The 666-nt window shown below is 35.1% G+C and carries 1 protein-coding gene; it reads left to right on the plus strand.

The window, feature by feature from the left end:
• Positions 1–124: 124 nt before the first annotated feature.
• Positions 125–583 carry an HTH domain-containing protein gene (locus ACERII_RS25875; protein ID WP_373645868.1) on the plus strand — a complete coding sequence of 153 codons (459 nt, stop codon included), beginning with the start codon at positions 125–127 and terminating at the stop codon, positions 581–583.
• The last annotated feature ends 83 nt before the right edge of the window (positions 584–666 follow it).

Genomic DNA, 666 nt, shown 5'->3' on the forward strand with positions numbered 1-666 from the left:
TAAAATGGACCCTGTAGAATAGACAGTTTAAAAAAGAGTATTGTTCTTGATTTTTTTACTGACTCTGTTTTGCAGGGTCTTTTTTTTGTTATATTTTAATTATTGGAACAGGGGAGGATGCAATATGGGGAAAAATAAATTTTCAGAAGAACAACAAAAACAACTAAGGTCCAATCCTTTCATCGAGAAAGTGAGTGAAACCACTATTTCTTACACAAAAGAATTTAAAGAACGTTTTTATCAGGAATACCAAACTGGAAAAGGACCATCAGCTATACTGCGTGATATGGGAATTGATCCGACTTTTTTAGGTCAAAGAAGAAAGAGCAGTCTGGTTCAAAGAATTAAGGATTATGCAGCGCGATTAGATGGCTATCAAGATCTGAGAGGTAAAAGTTCTGGTCGTCTTTCCACTAAAGAATTATCTGATACCGACCGAATAAAACGGTTAGAACATCAAATAAGGTACCTAAAACAAGAGAATGAATTTCTAAAAAAAACAGAATTTCTAGACAGACAGGCAGAATGGAAGGAAAAACAGAAGCAACGCCAGAAGAAAAATTCAGACACATCGAAGAAATGACATTGCGAGATAATAATGAGCTTAATATCTATTGGCTTTGTGAAATGGCAGGCGTTTCTAGAAGTGGCTATTACAACTAGCTC

Origin of the sequence: Evansella sp. AB-rgal1, assembly GCF_041820985.1 — a bacterium.
Classification (GTDB): Bacteria; Bacillota; Bacilli; order Bacillales; family Salisediminibacteriaceae; genus Evansella.